The 15567-nt window shown below is 65.0% G+C and carries 17 protein-coding genes; 7 read left to right on the top strand and 10 right to left on the bottom strand.

The window, feature by feature from the left end:
* Window positions 1-10: 10 nt before the first annotated feature.
* Together greA and ABV518_RS13055 are read right to left on the bottom strand one after the other, a co-directional pair.
* Complete coding sequence (greA, locus tag ABV518_RS13060; protein ID WP_131132681.1) at window positions 11-505, bottom strand: transcription elongation factor GreA; 495 nt, start codon at window positions 503-505, stop codon at window positions 11-13.
* A 153-nt stretch (window positions 506-658) separates the two neighbouring features.
* Window positions 659-1117, bottom strand: a complete 459-nt coding sequence (locus ABV518_RS13055) for a DUF4307 domain-containing protein (RefSeq protein ID WP_367767506.1) — start codon at window positions 1115-1117, stop codon at window positions 659-661.
* A gap of 106 nt (window positions 1118-1223) precedes the next feature.
* Between ABV518_RS13055 and mca the strand changes: the two genes are divergently transcribed.
* Together mca and ABV518_RS13045 are read left to right on the top strand one after the other, a co-directional pair.
* On the top strand, window positions 1224-2129 hold the full coding sequence (mca, locus tag ABV518_RS13050; RefSeq protein WP_367767505.1) for a mycothiol conjugate amidase Mca: 906 nt from the start codon (window positions 1224-1226) through the stop codon (window positions 2127-2129).
* Window positions 2130-2230: 101 nt separating this feature from the next.
* Window positions 2231-2572 carry a hypothetical protein gene (locus ABV518_RS13045; protein ID WP_367767504.1) on the top strand — a complete coding sequence of 114 codons (342 nt, stop codon included), beginning with the start codon at window positions 2231-2233 and terminating at the stop codon, window positions 2570-2572.
* 46 nt (window positions 2573-2618) lie between these two features.
* On the opposite strand, the gene ABV518_RS13040 is transcribed toward ABV518_RS13045, so the two are convergent.
* Window positions 2619-3284, bottom strand: a complete 666-nt coding sequence (locus ABV518_RS13040) for a hemolysin III family protein (protein WP_367767732.1) — start codon at window positions 3282-3284, stop codon at window positions 2619-2621.
* A gap of 232 nt (window positions 3285-3516) precedes the next feature.
* Here ABV518_RS13040 and ABV518_RS13035 point away from each other — a divergent pair, with 232 nt between their 5' ends.
* Together ABV518_RS13035 and ABV518_RS13030 are read left to right on the top strand one after the other, a co-directional pair.
* Window positions 3517-4278 carry an isoprenyl transferase gene (locus tag ABV518_RS13035; RefSeq protein ID WP_367767730.1) on the top strand — a complete coding sequence of 254 codons (762 nt, stop codon included), beginning with the start codon at window positions 3517-3519 and terminating at the stop codon, window positions 4276-4278.
* Between the two features lie 238 nt (window positions 4279-4516).
* A complete protein-coding gene (locus ABV518_RS13030) occupies window positions 4517-5947 on the top strand; it encodes a PhoH family protein (protein ID WP_367767503.1) in 1431 nt (476 codons plus the stop codon).
* Between the two features lie 248 nt (window positions 5948-6195).
* Here the strand turns inward: ABV518_RS13030 and ABV518_RS13025 are convergent, their stop codons facing one another.
* Together ABV518_RS13025 and ABV518_RS13020 are read right to left on the bottom strand one after the other, a co-directional pair.
* Window positions 6196-6843 (bottom strand): GNAT family N-acetyltransferase, encoded by a 648-nt coding sequence (locus ABV518_RS13025; protein ID WP_367767502.1) that lies wholly within the window; start codon window positions 6841-6843, stop codon window positions 6196-6198.
* Between the two features lie 21 nt (window positions 6844-6864).
* On the bottom strand, window positions 6865-7659 hold the full coding sequence (locus ABV518_RS13020) for a hypothetical protein (protein ID WP_367767501.1): 795 nt from the start codon (window positions 7657-7659) through the stop codon (window positions 6865-6867).
* A 59-nt stretch (window positions 7660-7718) separates the two neighbouring features.
* Between ABV518_RS13020 and ABV518_RS13015 the strand changes: the two genes are divergently transcribed.
* Window positions 7719-8276: a prepilin peptidase gene (locus ABV518_RS13015; protein WP_367767500.1), complete on the top strand. Its 558-nt coding sequence runs from the start codon at window positions 7719-7721 to the stop codon at window positions 8274-8276.
* A 64-nt stretch (window positions 8277-8340) separates the two neighbouring features.
* Window positions 8341-8811, top strand: a complete 471-nt coding sequence (locus tag ABV518_RS13010) for an NUDIX domain-containing protein (protein WP_367767499.1) — start codon at window positions 8341-8343, stop codon at window positions 8809-8811.
* A 98-nt stretch (window positions 8812-8909) separates the two neighbouring features.
* Here the strand turns inward: ABV518_RS13010 and ABV518_RS13005 are convergent, their stop codons facing one another.
* The 5 genes from ABV518_RS13005 to ABV518_RS12985 all read right to left on the bottom strand — a co-directional run bounded on the left by ABV518_RS13005 (window position 8910) and on the right by ABV518_RS12985 (window position 14249).
* The gene (locus tag ABV518_RS13005; RefSeq protein ID WP_367767498.1) at window positions 8910-10622 is read right to left on the bottom strand and encodes an MDR family MFS transporter; all 1713 of its coding nucleotides are present in this window, start codon (window positions 10620-10622) and stop codon (window positions 8910-8912) included.
* Window positions 10619-11284: a TetR/AcrR family transcriptional regulator gene (locus ABV518_RS13000; RefSeq protein WP_367767497.1), complete on the bottom strand. Its 666-nt coding sequence runs from the start codon at window positions 11282-11284 to the stop codon at window positions 10619-10621. Before ABV518_RS13000 ends, ABV518_RS13005 begins: the two co-directional genes overlap by 4 nt.
* 162 nt (window positions 11285-11446) lie before the next feature.
* On the bottom strand, window positions 11447-12868 hold the full coding sequence (locus tag ABV518_RS12995) for a class II fumarate hydratase (protein ID WP_104042977.1): 1422 nt from the start codon (window positions 12866-12868) through the stop codon (window positions 11447-11449).
* Window positions 12869-12944: 76 nt separating this feature from the next.
* Window positions 12945-13559: a carbonic anhydrase gene (locus ABV518_RS12990; RefSeq protein ID WP_367767496.1), complete on the bottom strand. Its 615-nt coding sequence runs from the start codon at window positions 13557-13559 to the stop codon at window positions 12945-12947.
* Window positions 13560-13568: 9 nt separating this feature from the next.
* Entirely contained in the window at window positions 13569-14249 is a 681-nt protein-coding gene (locus ABV518_RS12985) for a DUF4245 domain-containing protein (protein WP_367767728.1), read from the bottom strand.
* A 229-nt stretch (window positions 14250-14478) separates the two neighbouring features.
* Between ABV518_RS12985 and glpX the strand changes: the two genes are divergently transcribed.
* Window positions 14479-15501, top strand: a complete 1023-nt coding sequence (gene glpX, locus ABV518_RS12980) for a class II fructose-bisphosphatase (RefSeq protein WP_181037131.1) — start codon at window positions 14479-14481, stop codon at window positions 15499-15501.
* Window positions 15502-15567: the final 66 nt, after the last annotated feature.

Below are 15567 nucleotides of genomic sequence, written 5' to 3'. Positions count from 1 at the left end.
GAACTGACTCTTAGGCGGCGTAAGGCCTGGCCGAGAGGATCTCCACCGTGATGTCCTTGCCGTTCGGCGCCGTGTAGCTGAGGGTGTCGCCCTCTTTATGGCCCACGATCGCCGCGCCGAGCGGTGACTTTTCGCTGAAGACATCAATGTCGGAGTCGCCGGCGATTTCGCGGGAACCGAGCAGGAAGGTCTCTTCGTCACCGGCGATCTTTGCCACCACGATCATGCCGGCTTCGACGATTCCGTCGTCGGCGGGAGCTTCCCCGACGTGGGCATCCCGCAGCAGGGCAGTGAGCTGGCGGATGCGGGCCTCGATCTTTCCCTGCTCTTCCTTGGCCGCGTGGTAGCCCCCGTTTTCCTTGAGGTCGCCCTCTTGGCGGGCTGCTTCGATCTTCTGGACAATTTCCGCCCGGCCAGCGCCGGAAAGGTGGTCCAGCTCTGCCGTCAGGCGGTCAAAAGCTTCCTGTGTGAGCCAGGCTGCAGGCGCGCTGTTGGTGGTCGACACGGACTTCTCCTCTTCGGTCGTACATGCAAAAGACCCCGCCACGGTGGCCACTTGTGGAACTCAGTAACCAGCTCAGCGGGGTAAAGGTATTGCTCCATTGTAGTCAATCCTGTGGACATAACCCAACAAGCAAGCGGCGCAGATCACATTCCGCTATTTGCTGCTGTCCGGAATCCAGCAGCTGTCCACTATCCCGGACACGGACAGCGACTCGGTCTTCAGTACCGTGCGCTGGGAAATGGTCCGGCCGCCGTCGGCAGTCGCCTCAGCCTCGCCCGGCGGGATGTCCACTACTTTCCAGCCCACCACTGCATACTTGGAATCCAGCGCCTTCACGGCGCATTTGACGGCCGTTCCCGGCTCCCGGGTGACTTGGAAGTCCACTTCCGCCTGGGTGGCGTCCGTAGTGCTGTAGCCGATGTCCTTGAACGTCACGCTGGAGGTGGCTGAGGACGTGGATACCCAAGCCATAAAGCCGATTCCGGCAAGCAGTGCCGCCGCCCCGATGATGCGCTTCGCGTTGCGGGACAGGGTCCGCTTTTGACGGCCATAACGATTGGCTAGGCTAGTGTCTGCTGGCGCGGAAACGGCGGGCTGATCCTGGGAAGTCACCAGTCCAGTTTAGTGCGGATCCGGGTCCGGGTTCTCCGGACCAGCCAGCCCCACCAGTACAAGCGGCCAGCACAGCGGCTACAGAACATAAAGGAGCCGTCCACCGATGACAGCGTCCAGCTCCACCCAGGCCCCGCTCCGGCTGCTTGCCGTCCACGCCCACCCGGACGACGAATCCAGCAAGGGTGCGGCGACCATGGCCATGTACGCGGCCTCCGGCGTCGATGTCATGGTGGCCACGTGCACCGACGGGTCCAGGGGCGATATCCAGAACCCCGCCGTGGAAGGCGAACCCCACCCGAAGCGGGACATGGCGGGCGCACGACGGCTCGAGATGGGTCAGGCGGCCAAGGTGCTCGGCATCCGGCAGCGCTGGCTGGGCTTCGTGGACTCGGGCCTTCCCGAAGGCGATCCGCTGCCGCCGCTGCCGGCAGGCTCGTTTGCCGTCCAGCCGCTGGAACGCGCCGCCGCGCCGCTCGTGCGGCTTGTCCGGGAGTTCAAGCCCCACGTGATCATCAGCTACGACGAAAACGGCGGCTACCCGCACCCTGACCACATCATGGCCCACCGAGTGGCGGTGGAAGCTTTCGACGCGGCCGGTGACCCGGACCGCTACCCGGATACCGGGGAGGCCTGGGAACCCAGCAAGCTGTACTACGACCGCGCATTCAGCCCGGAACGGTTCCGGGCCCTGCATTTCGCGCTGGAGGAAGCCGGCCTGCAGTCGCCGTATGCGGAACGGCTCGCCGCCTGGCTCGAGACGGACGCCGAAGGGCACACACCCCCGCCCGGCGGCCATCCCACCACTACGCAGATCGACTGTGGCGACTACTTTGAAGCCCGGGACGATGCCCTTCGCGCCCACCGGACACAGGTGGACCCGCTGGGCTTCTTCTTCGCCGTCGCCCCGGAGATGCAGCGCCGCGCCTGGCCGTGGGAAGACTACTCCCTGATCCAGTCCCGGATCCCCGCTGAGCTGCCGGAGAAGGACCTTTTCGCCGGGCTAAGATAGAGGCAGCAGGCAATTTCTATGCCGCGTAGAAGAGTGGCCCGCAGGGGCCGGATCCTCCGCCGGCGGCCGATGCCTATCAGTTTCCATAGAAGGTTAATAAAGTGCATCACTTGCTCCTCGCCCTGGCCACCACACCGTCGCCGCTGCCCACCCCCTCCCTGCGTGAGGGCGTATCAGAGGACCAGATCACTCCCGGCCTGTGGGGCTTCATCATGACGGCCTTCTTTGTGCTGGCCACCACCTTGCTTATTGTGGACATGGTGCGCCGCATCCGCCGGGTCCGCTACCGTGCGCAGGTGGAGGAGGAACGCCTGGCGGCCGCAGCGGCCGCGGATGTTGAGGCTTCCGACGCCCACGACGGCATGGCAGGCCCGGAAAGCGATGCCGGGGTCGAGGGGGACGGGCAAGCCCCGGCCCCCGACACTTCCCGGCCGCGGGACTAGGGCGGCCCGCGCTCCGGGGCAACTGCCGGGTCCAGGACCTGGGTCGCTACGGCGTCAACTCAGGACTGCGCCAACTCAGGACGGCGATGGCAATGGCAGTGAAATGCGCGGCGAAGGCCAGCACCGTGAGCGCGTGGAACAGTTCGTGGAATCCGAAGTGCTCGTAGCTGAAGTTTGGCTTCTTGAGGGCGTAGAAGACGGCGCCGGTGATGTAGAGGATCCCGCCGACGCAGATCAGGATGGCAGCGGGAACACTGGCCGCAAAAAAATCCGGCAGGTAGAACAGCGCACCGCAGCCCAGCGCGATGTAGATCGGCACATACAGCCAGCGCGGTGCATGCGTCCACAGGTGCCGGAACAGCACGCCCAGGATGGCGCCGGACCAGATGACCCAGAGCAGCAGCACCGCCTTGGGCCGCTCCAGCAGTGACCAGGCAAGCGGTGTGTAGCTGCCGGCGATGACCAGCATGATGTTGGTGTGGTCGAGCCGCTTCAGGACCATCCTGACGCCGGGAGACCAGTTGCCCCGATGGTAGACAGCACTGACACCGAAGAGCATGACGCCGGTGGCGGCGTAGACGGCGGACGTGATTTTGCGGTCGGCTGTGGGGGCCAACAGGACCAGGACAATCCCGGCGGCCAGGGCCAGCGGTGCGGTGACCGTGTGGATCCAGCCACGCCATTTGGGTTTGATCATCAGGAGTTCGGCCAGACGGACAGCGGCTTCATCGACGGGGCCGGCCCCACCCTCCGGCGCCGGTCCCGGCTGGCTGTCTGGAGACTTGGTGTTCATGGGTCCAGAATAACCTACGCTTCAGTAAGTTACTCATCGGTAACATCAGCTGCGCCGGTCATGCGGGGTCCCGGCACCGTGCTCCCCGCCGCGGACGGTAGCCTAGGATGTGCAAGCGTCGTACAGCAAGGGAAGTCAGGTGAGTCTCCGCGTGGAATTGCCCGGCTTCCTCTATGGCTTCTACGAGCGCAGGCTGCTCAGGGATCTTGCCGGAGACCGCATCCCCAGGCACATCGGCGTAATGGTGGATGGCAACCGGCGCTGGGCGAAGCAGTTCAATGCGCCCACCAGCCAGGGCCATCAGGCTGGAGCGGACAAGATCCACGAGTTCCTCGGCTGGTGCCAGGAACTCGGCGTCAAAGTAGTCACCCTGTACATGCTGTCCACGGACAACATGTCCCGTTCCAGCGAAGAGCTGGACCTCCTGATGGGGATCATCGCCAACACCCTGGACCGCCTGGACGACGATGCGAACATCTCGGTCCACGCCATGGGCGCACCGGAACTGCTTCCCGACTACCTCGCTGAACGGCTCAACAGGCTGACAGCCCGGACGCCCGTGCGGGAAAAGATCCACGTGAACGTCGCGGTGGGATACGGCGGGCGCCGGGAGATTGTTGATGCGGTCCGGGAGCTGCTCCATGATGCGGTTGCCAAAGGCGCGGACATCTCCAAACTGGCCGACAGCCTGAGCGTTGATGACATTTCGCGCTTCCTTTACACTCGTGGCCAGCCCGATCCCGACCTGGTGATCCGGACCTCCGGAGAGCAGCGGCTGTCCGGGTTCCTGATGTGGCAGAGCGCGTACAGCGAGTTCTATTTCTGTGAGGCCCTGTGGCCGGCCTTCCGCAAGGTGGACTTCCTGCGCGCCCTGCGGGACTACGCCGGCAGGCAGCGGCGCTTCGGCACCTGAGCCGGCGCCGTTCACGCGGAATTCACATGGCCGCAACAGGAATCGCCGACGGATGAAGCCGGAAATTACTTGGTGTGGATTTACGTTGTAGCTATCAGCAGGCAAAACCGCCGGCTGATCGGGGAGGCCAGTACATGGAGCGAATTGTCGCACCGGTTGTATGGGAGGCCGAGCCCGGCCTCCAGGCCGAGCCGCCTCACCAATAACAATTCCGGGCATGCCCGGGGCTGGAGTCGATGTGGCTATTTCTGAACAACTGCCCGAGCTCGTTTTTGATCAGGGACAGAAAGCTACCTCTCGCGCCACGCGAGCCACCTCAACAACCGGTGCAGCAGACGAAAAGCCTGCGGCCGGTTTTGCTGTCTCCGGAGGGGGAACCACCATTAGCAGTTTCGTCATTGACACATCCGTCCTGCTCTCTGACCCGCGGGCGCTGCTCCGCTTCGCCGAGCACGAGGTCATTGTTCCAATCGTGGTTATCAGCGAGCTGGAGGCCAAACGGCACGACCCCGAACTCGGCTACTTCGCCCGCAAGGCCCTGCGGCTCCTCGATGACCTGCGCGTCAAACATGGCGGCCTGAACCGGCCCATCCCCATAGGTGACGACGGCGGCACCCTCCTCGTGGAAATGAACCACATTTCCGCTGAGGTGCTTCCGTTGGGCTTCAGGAGCGGCGACAACGACAGCAGGATCCTGGCTGTGGCCAAGAACCTCGCCAACGAAGGCCGGAACGTCACGGTGGTCTCCAAGGACCTGCCGATGCGCGTCAAGGCCTCCGCGATGGGGCTGACCGCAGACGAGTACCGCAATGAACTGGTGAAGGACTCAGGCTGGACCGGCGTCGCGGAAGTGGAGGCCAGCGAGGACGAGATCTCCACCCTCTACGGCCACGAGCCCGTCTTTATCCCCGCGGCCGCGGAATTGCCCGTCAACACCGGGCTGGTGCTTCTCTCGAACAGGGGTTCGGCCCTGGGCCGGGTAGGCGCCGACAAGCAGGTCCGGCTCGTCAAGGGGGACCGGGACGTCTTCGGCCTGCATGGACGCTCGGCGGAACAGCGGCTGGCCATCGACATGCTGATGGATCCCGCCGTCGGAATTGTGTCCATCGGAGGCCGGGCCGGCACCGGTAAATCGGCATTGGCCCTTTGTGCGGGCCTGGAGGCCGTCCTGGAACGCCGCGAGCACCGGAAGGTCATTGTGTTCCGGCCCCTGTACGCTGTCGGCGGACAGGAGCTTGGCTACCTGCCCGGCTCCGAGTCGGAAAAGATGAACCCGTGGGCGCAGGCGGTCTTCGACACCCTGGGCGCCCTCGTCAGCCAGGAAGTCGTGGAGGAAGTCATGGACCGGGGCATGCTGGAAGTCATGCCGCTGACCCACATCCGCGGACGTTCCCTGCATGACGCCTTTGTGATTGTGGACGAAGCCCAGTCCCTGGAGAAGAACGTGCTCCTCACGGTCATGAGCCGCATCGGCCAGAACTCCAAGATCGTCCTCACGCACGACGTCGCCCAGCGCGACAACCTACGCGTCGGCCGGCACGACGGCATAGCCGCCGTCGTCGAAACCCTGAAGGGCCACCCGCTCTTTGGCCACATCACCCTCACCCGCTCCGAACGCTCACCGATAGCAGCCCTGGTAACAGAACTGCTGGAGGGTGCAGAAATCTAGCCAGCGTTTGGTTCTCGAGGGGCCGTGGTCCAGTTCGTCGGACCATGGCCCCTCGTGCGTGGGCAGTGGTTGCGTTCGTCGGGCCGCGGCCCTTCTCCGTCGCTTAGACACCTCCCGCCGCTCTGCTACGGTCGCTGAGCGACCTGCGCTCCGCTTTGGTCGGCGATGCGCTCCTACGAGAAGGCCCGAGGACCTCCTTGTGCGGCGGTGCGGCGAAGTGCCGCCACCTGACGGGACCCAGCCACGACTCAGCCAACCCCCAGGAACGACGCAGCGGGTTCGTGGCCCTCTACTTGCAGGGTCCAGTCGGGGCGCTTGAAGGTTTGCGGGGTGAGGCGGACCTTCTGGACGTCCTCCATTTTGCCGCCCCAGCTCACCCGGGTGACGCCGTTGGGTTCGTAGCCGAGCGAGCGGGATACTCCCAGGGAGGCGGCGTTCCAGACGGCGGCTTCGGACTCCGCCACGTCGGCTTTGAGCCAGTCGAACGCGTAAAGGGCGACGGCGGCCCTCATCTCCTTGCCGAGCCCCTGGCCCTGGACGGACTGCCTGAGCCACGAGCCGGTGCTGACGGTCCTAAGAGTGGCGAAGTCCTTGGCGCCGATGTCCTGGCAGCCGATGAACTCGTGCCCGTGCCAGATGCCCAGGAGCAGGGTCCAGTCCTCGGCGGTCGCCTGGCCGCGGCAGCGCCAGTACCATTGGGCCATTTTCGGACCCAGCTCCGCTGCGGGGAGTTCCGCCCATGGCGTGCTGAACGGGTTCCGGCCGGGCTCATGGATTCCGCTCTTTGCGGCCTCCACGGCAGCCGGGATGTCGTCATCCGTGATGGGCCGCAGCACGAGCCGGGGGGTGGTCAGGGTGAGGCCGAAGAGGGGCCAGAGGGATGTCAGCACGGTCATCAGGGAAGCCTAGCCGACGACTCAGGCGGTGACGTCCCAGCTGATGTGGCGTCGGACATCGGTGAGGTTCATCGACTCCGCCAGGAAAAGGTCATCCAGCATGTATTCGTCGACTGCAATGACCCGAAGCCAGTGCCCGTACTCCGGTGTTGCCGATTCCAGGGACTGGCTGGCCACGCAGACCCCGGTCCCGACGTCGATCCGGACCCGGCTGGTGCCGGGCAGGCAGAGCGGCGCTCCGGGGTCCGCCGGGTGGTATGCGGGCGTCGGCGTGACCTCGGCCTCAAGGGCCGGCCGCCCTTCGTGGTCGACACGGCGCACATCACTGATTTCCACTGCGTTGTTGCCCGGAAATTCCAGCGGGACGGGTGCGTTGCCGGCCAGCTCAACGGGGTCGAGGGCAGCGGAGAAGCGGCCGTTGCCGAAGCCCGGTTCACCGTAGGCGGCCTCGGGGCGGCGCCTGACCAGGCCGCCGTCGTCGTAAACGGGCGCCACAAGGTGCGGCGGCAGTAGCCACGATTTCCGGGTGGCGCTGACGTAGAACCCGTCTTTGGAATCGTTGATCCCCGTAGTGCTGTGGAGGACGAGTCCGTCGGCGGTTTCGAGCCGGAGCGCGCCGGGCCGGCGCAGCCAGGCACGCACCAGCGGTGCCGACGGGTCGGGAGCGGTGGTAAACGGTTCATCCCAGTACTCAAAGCGGAGGCTTTGCCATTTCCATGGTGAGGACCGGCAGAGGTTGCGGAACACCGTAGTCAGGTCAGCGGGCGAGCCGCCGCGGTCCGGATCCGGCCGGCGCCTGGTGTCCCATGTCGACATATCCACAGTTTACGCGTGGGCCCTCCGGCAGGAAGGGAAAATCCAGTAGCATCCGAGGAGTGATCCGACGACTGGACGAACTTTGGGAAGCAGCCCCGCTGGCCTTCTGGCTGGTCCTGGCGGCGTGCGCGTATTTTGCGGTGATGGCTGTCCGGCTCACCGTCATTGACATACGCCATCACCTGTTGCCCAACCGGATCGTGTTTCCCTCCTACGCCGTGGCCGGCGTCCTGCTGGCTGCCGCTGCAGTTGTTCCGGCGGTGACCGGTGCCTGGACACTGCCGGCCGGGCCGGATGGCGCTGCCGCCCTGTTCGGGGTCCCGGCCCTGCGCATCATCGCCGGGGGAGCGGTCCTGTGGGCCTTCTATTTTGTGCTCCGGCTGGCCTACCCACCCGGAATGGGTTTCGGTGACGTCAAGCTGGCAGGCGTCCTGGGCATGTACCTCGGATATCTGGGCTGGACACATGTTTTTGCCGCAACCTTTGGTGCCTTCCTGCTGGGCGGCCTGTGGAGCCTGGCCCTGCTGGCGGCCCGCCGGGGAACACTGAAATCATCCATCCCGTTCGGTCCGTTTATGTTGGCGGGCGCGGCAGCTGCCATGCTGCTGCCGGCCTGACCCGCTCCGCATGCCGTGCCGATTCCGCCCGGCCAGTGCCGCCGTCGGCCGATAGGCTGGAAAAATGCCTGCTCCTGACTACATACTCAAGCTCCGCGAGAAAATCGGCCATGACCCGCTGTGGGTGCCCGGTGTCCGCGGAGTGGTCCTTGACGATTCCGGCCGGGTTCTCCTGGCGCGCCGTGCCGACAATGGCCACTGGGCGCTCGTCAGCGGCATGCTTGACCCTGGTGAAGAGCCGGCCCGCGGACTTGTCCGTGAAATCTTCGAGGAAACCGCCGTGGTTGCGGAGGCAGAACGTGTTGTCTCGGTGGGCACGGTCGGACCGTTCACCTATCCCAACGGTGACGTCTGCGAATTCCTGGACGTGGTGTTCCGTTGCCGCTACGTCTCTGGCACGGCACGTGTCAACGACGACGAGTCGCTGGATGTCGGATGGTTCAGCCTGGACGGCCTGCCGGAACTGATGCCGGGGCACCTCACAAGCATCCGCCGTGCTTTGTCCCCGGAGGAGGCAGCCCACTTCGAGCCGTGATCTGCAGCAGCAGTTCGGTGACATGCCGCAGGGGCACCGCAACCCCCAAGATTGCGGTGCCCCTGCATGTTTTGTGGCTTACGGCCCTACGACGGCGGTCAGCGGCGCTGGGAGGCCAGCTCGCCGTCGTCGTCCTTGATGCCGCCGGTGACCCCGTCCCCGGCGCCCGCCCGCGCGTTGCTGCCGGCCGTTTCACCGTGCAGCAGGGCAAGGTGCTCGGCTTCGAGCCGTTCGGCTTCTTCGCCGCCGACGGCCTCGCCGCGGGCAACCATACCGGCGGTATCCGAGAGCGGGATCTGCTTCAGCGTGACGGCCAGGACCAGTGCGATGGCCAGGAACGGCACCAGGTACCAGAACACCGGCGCCAGGGAATTTGCGTAGGCGTTAACGATCGCGTCTCGCAGCTGCTCCGGGAGTTGGCTCAGCGCCTGCGGGTCCAGCGTGCTGGTGGACTGCGCGGCCTGCTCAGTAGAGGCGCCGGCGCCGGTGAACGCGCTGGTCAGCGACTCTGAGAGCCGGTTGGTGAAGATTGCACCGAAGACTGCCACGCCCAGGGACGCGCCGACTTCGCGGAAGTAGTTGTTGGTGCTGGTGGCGGTGCCGATCTGGTCGGCCGGAACCGAGTTCTGCACCACCAGGACGATGACCTGCATGATCGATCCCAGTCCTGCGCCGAACACGAACAGCTGGACGCAGATGACCCAGATGGGCGTTTCGGCGGTCAGAGTGGTCAGCCACAGCATCGCCGCGATCGTCAGGGAGGCGCCGAGGATGGGGAACATCTTGTACTTGCCGGTTTTGGAGATCCGGATTCCCGAATAGATGGCCATGCCCATCAGGCCCACCATCATGGGCAGCATCAGAAGCCCGGATTCAGCGGCTGACGTTCCGGAGGACATCTGCAGGAACGTGGGGACGAAGGCGATGGCAGCGAACATGCCCAGGCCCAGGGTGAAGCCGATGGCCGTGGCGTTGACGAAGATCCGGTTCGTGAAGAGGCTGAGCGGGATGATGGGGTCTTCCGCGCGGCGCTCGACCATAACGAAGGCTGCGGCCGCGACCAGCAGCCCGGCGCCGAAGGCCCAGGTCAGGGGTGAGTCCCAGCCCTGGTCCTTTTTGCCGCCGAAGTCAGTGAAGAAGATCAGGCAGGTGGTGGCGGCGGACAGCAGGAGCACGCCCAGGATGTCGATCCGCTTTTCGGCTTTTTTGTTCGGCAGGGTCAGCGTGAACCAGGCGATGGTGAACGCGGCGATGCCGATGGGGATGTTGATGTAGAAGGCCCATTCCCAGGTCAGGTGGTCAACGAAGAATCCGCCGAGCAGGGGACCGGCTACTGCGGAGAGGCCGAAGATGGCGCCGAGGGGGCCCATGTACTTGCCGCGGTCCTTGGCGGGAACGATGTCGGCGATGATGGCCTGCGAGAGGATCATCAGTCCGCCGCCGCCCAGGCCCTGGATGGCGCGGAAGATCACGAAGCCCCAGAAATCGGTGGCGAAGGCGCAGCCCACCGAGGCGAGCGTGAACAGGGCGATGGCCACCAGGAAGAGGTTGCGGCGGCCGAGGATGTCACCGAATTTTCCGTAGATCGGCATCACGATGGTGGTGGCCAGCAGGTAGGCCGTGGTGATCCAGGCCTGGTGCTCCACGCCGCCGAGCTTGCCCACGATGGTGGGCATGGCGGTGGAGACGATGGTCTGGTCAAGGCTGGAGAGGAGCATCCCGGCAATGAGCGCCGAAAAGATGATCCAGATGCGTTTCTGGGTCAGCAGCAGCGGTCCTGCGGCTGCCCTGGGGCTGGCGGTGGTGCTCATGGTTGTCCTTCTGCGGGTACTGGTTCTTGGAGCGGCTGGGAGAAGAGTTGGCTGGCGGCGGAGATGTTCTCCATCAGCAACTCGGCGTAAGGGCGGGTGTTGCCTTCGGAGAAATAGGCCATGCTGCTTTTCCGGGCGATGGTGCCCAGCAGTACGACCGCCATCTGGACGACGGGGTGGTCAGCTGCGACGCCCTCGCGCAGGGCAACGTCGCGGGCGAACTGCGCTTCACGCTGTTCGGTCACGCCGATGATCCGAAGGATCAGCTGGGGTTCCTTCTTGACCACGCCGATCAGCTGGCGGGTTTCCTCTTCGGAGGCTGCCATGTGCTCGGAAAGCCTCAGGGACAGCCTGACGAGGTCCTGGAACAGGGTGGGGGAGATTTCCCCGGGCGGTGATGCCTTGCCACCGGCGATGAACTCCTCGAGGACCTCTGAAGGGATGTCGTCGTCAATATGGCCAAGGATGGCGTCTTCCTTGGTCGGGAAGTAGTTGAAGAACGTGCGGCGGGAGATGTCGGCACGCTCGCAGACTTCCTCCACGGTGTAGCCGTTGAGCCCGCGTTCGGCGGTCAGGGTCCGCGCGACGGCGGTGATGGCCGCGCGGGTGGCGGCGCGCTTGCGCTCGCGGAGGCCGCCTTCAATTACTGCACTATCATTCACAAAGTAAAGTTTTGCACTTAATCTTAATTAGTGCAACTTTGTGCTGGGGTCCGGGAACGGCGCGAACGTACACTTGGCGCCCTTGGTGCGCACAACTGCCTTAACGCAAAACGGCCGCCCACCTTCGTGATGAAGGTGGGCGGCCGCCGTCGTGCTTGGGATCTAGGCCTTGTGCGGCGGGCGCGTCATGGACATGACGTCCAGGGCCGTGTCCAGCTGCTCTTCGGTGACCTCGCCGCGTTCCAGGAAGCCCATAGCGACGACGGTCTCACGGATGGTGAGGCCCTCGGCGACGGCCTTCTTGGCGATCTTCGCCGCGTTTTCGTAGCCGATGTACTTGTTCAGCGGGGTGACGATAGACGGCGATGCTTCGGCGAGGAAGCGGGCGCGCTCCACATTTGCGGTGATGCCGTCGATCATCTTGTCAGCCATGACACGGCTGGTGTTGGCCAGCAGGCGGACGGACTCGAGCAGGTTGGCGGCCATCACCGGGATGCCGACGTTCAGCTCGAAGGCGCCGTTGGTTCCGGACCACGCGATGGCGGTGTCGTTGCCGATGACCTGGGCCGCCACCATGATGGAGGCCTCGCAGATGACGGGGTTGACCTTGCCCGGCATGATCGAGGAGCCCGGCTGCAGGTCCGGGATCGCGATTTCGCCGAGGCCGGTGTTGGGGCCGGAACCCATCCAGCGGAGGTCGTTGTTGATCTTCATGAAGGAGATCGCGATGTTGCGCAGCTGGCTGGACGCTTCGATCAGGCCGTCGCGGTTGGCCTGGGCCTCGAAGTGGTCGCGGGCTTCGGTCAGCGGCAGGCCGGTGTCGGTGGCGAGCAGTTCGATGACGCGCTCCGGGAACCCGGCGGGGGTGTTGATGCCGGTGCCCACAGCCGTGCCGCCGAGGGGAACTTCGGCAACGCGGGGGAGCGAGGCGTTGATGCGCTCAATGCCGTAGCGGACCTGGGCTGCGTAGCCGCCGAACTCCTGGCCGAGCGTGACCGGAGTGGCGTCCATCAGGTGCGTGCGGCCGGACTTGACGACGTCCTTGAACTCGACGGCCTTGCGCTCCAGTGACTCGGCCAGGTAGCCGAGGGCCGGGATGAGGTCGTTGATCAGGGCCGAGGTGGCTGCGACGTGGACCGACGTGGGGAAGACGTCGTTGGAGGACTGTGAGGCGTTGACGTGGTCGTTCGGGTGCACCACCTTGTCGCTGCCTGCCGCCTTGAGCGCGCGGGTGGCGAGTTCGGCGATGACCTCGTTGGTGTTCATGTTCGAGGACGTGCCGGAGCCGGTCTGGAAAACGTCGATGGGGAAGTCGCCGTCGTACTTGCCTGCAGCTACCTCATCGGCAGCATCCGCGATCGCCTTGGCGAGCTCGCCGTCGAGCACTCCAAGTTCCGCGTTGGCCTGGGCGGCTGCCTTCTTGACCCGGGCGAGGGCTTCGATGTGGGCGCGTTCCAGGGTTTTGCCGGAGATCGGGAAGTTTTCAACTGCACGCTGCGTCTGTGCACGGTACAGGGCGTTCACGGGGACGCGGACTTCGCCCATCGTGTCATGTTCAATGCGGAATTCTTCAGTGGAAGTCATGGGGCTAGCTTAGGGCGATTGGCCGCCGGGGCTAAAACCGTGAACCGCATGCTACGGGTGCTGTTCCGGGCAGGGCCTAAACCTCGCCGATGCCGGAAACCACGTTCGCGCGGCCCTCCGCCAGGCTGTAGGAGAGGCCGATCACCGCGGCGCGGCCGTCCTCGATTGCGGCGGAAATCACACGGGAGCTGTCCACCAGGCGCTGGGACGTCTGCTTGACGTGCTCCACCACCATGTCGTTGACCTCATGCTGGTCATTGCGCAGGGACGTCAGGACCGAGGGGGTGATGCGCTCCACGAGGTCCCGGATAAAGCCCGCAGGCATCTTCCCGGTTTCGACAGCATCCTTTGTGGCGCTCACCGCACCGCAGCTGTCGTGCCCCAGCACCACGATCAGCGGTACCCCCAGCACACCGACGCTGTACTCGAGCGAGCCGAGGACGGCGTCGTCGATCACCTGGCCGGCGGTACGCACCACAAAGGCGTCCCCCAGTCCCAGGTCAAAGATGATCTCTGCGGCGAGGCGTGAGTCCGAGCAGCCGAAGATCACGGCGAAGGGGTGCTGGTTTTCCACCAGCGAGGACCGGCGGGACGCGTCCTGGTTCGGGTGCGAGGATTCGCCGGCGACGAAGCGTTCGTTGCCTTCGCGCATGCGTCGCCAGGCAAGGGCAGGAGTCAGGTAAGTAGCCACGGGGTTACTTTACGGCGAAGGTGTGGCCGAGGGTGAAACTGTGGCGGCCGGGTTACTTTCCAATGACTTCACGACGGCGTCCGCCAGTACCGCGAACTCGTCCAGTTTGGCGGGCCCGGTGAGGATGACGGTGGTGCCCCTGTAGTTCAGCACCATGCTCCTGTTGCCCTTGCCCGAGTCCCGAAGCTCCCATTCCTGGCCTCCCGCATTGCGGGATCCCGTGACGGGTGCGTTTCCTGTCTCCTGGAGGAGCCAGGTGGGATTGGCCAGCCGGGTCTGGATCAGTCCGATGAAGGAGTCGTTGGGTGTGAGGAAACCCACTTCCCAGGTGGGCACGCCGCTTCCGCTGCCCGACTCCCATCGGGCGTAGTTGGACGTGAATGTGTCGCCGGTCTCCGGCGCGACGGGTGTGAATCCTGCCACATCCGTGGCGTTCCGGGCCACGGCGCTCACATCGATGTCCGGCCGGAAGCCTTCACTTTTCGGGAACGGGTTCATCAGGACGATCGGCAGGAAGGCAGCAATGCTGACGACCAGGGCAATCATCATGCCCATCACTGATGCGTTGGCGCGTTTGGCCGCTGCCGCCGGGATTACGGGCTTGACGGGCTGCTGCACCGCGGCATCCGGGGCCTGGTCCGCGCTCCCGGAACCGGAGGCATCCTGGCCCGGGGTGGTCTTTTCCTGCATATCACTCACCCCTCTATAGTCGCCCATGCAGGCGTCGTTCTCACACTCGGGGCGGCGGCAACGGCTGCCCCCGCTCCGTCCTGCACATTGCGGGCCCGCGTCATGCCATGCCGGGAGGGCGGCGCCGCGACTATGATCGGAAGCAGAGGAATCACCGTATCCGCCTCAACCGGTGGAACGGGTCCAATGATCGCCACTCGAAGAAGAGGTTCACGTGTCACCAGCGCCTATGACCCAGCAGTACTCCACGATTTCGCCGTCCCTGGCTGTGGGGATCGACGAGCCTGACCGCAACCTTGCCCTTGAACTTGTCCGCGTCACCGAGGCAGCGGCCATCGCCGGTGGCCACTGGGTTGGCTTCGGCGACAAGAACAAGGCCGACGGCGCTGCCGTTGACGCCATGCGCTCCTTCCTTCACACGGTCCACTTCAACGGCGTTGTGGTTATCGGCGAAGGCGAAAAAGACGAAGCCCCGATGCTGTTCAATGGCGAGCACGTGGGCGACGGCACCGGCCCGGAATGCGACGTCGCAGTCGACCCTATCGACGGCACCCGCCTGACTGCACTCGGTATCAACAACGCCCTCGCGGTGCTGGCTGTGGCCGAACGCGGCTCCATGTTCGACCCCTCCGCCGTGTTCTACATGGAGAAGCTGGTCACCGGCCCCGAAGCCGCCGACATGGTTGATCTGCGTTTACCGGTCAAGCAGAACCTGCACCTCATCGCCAAGGCGAAGGGCGTGAAGGTCAACCAGCTCAACGTTATGATCCTTGACCGTGACCGCCACCGCCCGTTGGTCGAGGAGATCCGCGAAGCCGGCGCGCGCACCAAGTTCATCATGGACGGCGACGTCGCCGGCGCCATCGCCGCGGCCCGCTCCGGAACCGGCGTTGATGCGCTCATGGGCATCGGCGGCACCCCCGAAGGCATCGTGGCCGCCTGTGCCATCAAGTCCCTGGGCGGTGTTATCCAGGGCCGCCTGTGGCCCACCTCGGATGACGAGAAGCAGAAGGCCATCGACGCCGGCCACGACCTGGACCGCGTGCTGTCCACCAACGACCTCGTGTCCAGCGACAACTGCTACTTCGCGGCCACCGGCATCACGGACGGCGACCTCCTCAAGGGCGTCCGCTACTCCAAGGACAAGGTCCTCACGCAGTCAATCGTGATGCGCTCAAAGTCCGGCACCATCCGCTTTGTTGACGGCGAGCACCAGGCCAGCAAGTGGGAAGGCTACGCCCGCAAGAACTAGGTTCTTCGCGCCGCGCCCCTAGATAGCGCGAACTGGCAGCTAATACGCTCAAATCTCAGATTTGGC

The organism is Arthrobacter sp. HS15c (assembly GCF_040812005.1).
GTDB lineage: Bacteria > Actinomycetota > Actinomycetes > Actinomycetales > Micrococcaceae > Arthrobacter.
The sequence above is the reverse complement of the archived record's forward strand: the minus strand, read 5'-3'. Positions and strand labels throughout refer to the sequence as shown.

Bases quoted from the DNA above. Each gene is read 5' to 3' on its own strand.
- mca (WP_367767505.1), top strand. From the start codon at position 1,224: ATGACAGCGTCCAGCTCCACCCAGGCCCCGCTCCGGCTGCTTGCCGTC.
- ABV518_RS13025 (WP_367767502.1), bottom strand. From the start codon at position 6,843: ATGACCGTGCTGACATCCCTCTGGCCCCTCTTCGGCCTCACCCTGACC.
- ABV518_RS13020 (WP_367767501.1), bottom strand. From the start codon at position 7,659: ATGTCGACATGGGACACCAGGCGCCGGCCGGATCCGGACCGCGGCGGC.
- ABV518_RS13010 (WP_367767499.1), top strand. From the start codon at position 8,341: ATGCCTGCTCCTGACTACATACTCAAGCTCCGCGAGAAAATCGGCCAT.
- ABV518_RS13005 (WP_367767498.1), bottom strand. From the start codon at position 10,622: ATGAGCACCACCGCCAGCCCCAGGGCAGCCGCAGGACCGCTGCTGCTG.
- ABV518_RS12995 (WP_104042977.1), bottom strand. From the start codon at position 12,868: ATGACTTCCACTGAAGAATTCCGCATTGAACATGACACGATGGGCGAA.
- ABV518_RS12985 (WP_367767728.1), bottom strand. From the start codon at position 14,249: ATGCAGGAAAAGACCACCCCGGGCCAGGATGCCTCCGGTTCCGGGAGC.
- glpX (WP_181037131.1), top strand. From the start codon at position 14,479: ATGACCCAGCAGTACTCCACGATTTCGCCGTCCCTGGCTGTGGGGATC.